Source organism: Salmonella sp. SAL04202 (assembly GCF_046550775.1).
GTDB classification, from domain to species: Bacteria; Pseudomonadota; Gammaproteobacteria; order Enterobacterales; family Enterobacteriaceae; genus Salmonella; species Salmonella enterica.
Genome location: NZ_JBGDXK010000024.1, coordinates 1 through 560, shown reverse-complemented (window position 1 = coordinate 560; position 560 = coordinate 1). Strand labels below are relative to the sequence as shown.

Sequence of the window (560 nt, the reverse complement as noted above, 5' to 3'; positions counted from 1 at the left end):
GAAACATCTTCGGGTTGTGAGGTTAAGCGACTAAGCGTACACGGTGGATGCCCTGGCAGTCAGAGGCGATGAAGGGCGTGCTAATCTGCGATAAGCGCCGGTAAGGTGATATGAACCGTTATAACCGGCGATACCCGAATGGGGAAACCCAGTGTGACTCGTCACACTATCATTAACTGAATCCATAGGTTAATGAGGCGAACCGGGGGAACTGAAACATCTAAGTACCCCGAGGAAAAGAAATCAACCGAGATTCCCCCAGTAGCGGCGAGCGAACGGGGAGGAGCCCAGAGCCTGAATCAGCATGTGTGTTAGTGGAAGCGTCTGGAAAGGCGCGCGATACAGGGTGACAGCCCCGTACACAAAAGCGCATGTGCTGTGAGCTCGATGAGTAGGGCGGGACACGTGGTATCCTGTCTGAATATGGGGGGACCATCCTCCAAGGCTAAATACTCCTGACTGACCGATAGTGAACCAGTACCGTGAGGGAAAGGCGAAAAGAACCCCGGCGAGGGGAGTGAAAAAGAACCTGAAACCGTGTACGTACAAGCAGTGGGAGC

General features: G+C 53.8%; 1 rRNA gene. It reads left to right on the top strand.

Annotation, left to right across the window (positions count from 1 at the left end):
- Positions 1-20 precede the first annotated feature (20 nt).
- A 23S ribosomal RNA gene (locus ACLJQJ_RS23420) occupies positions 21-560 on the top strand; the annotation flags it as partial.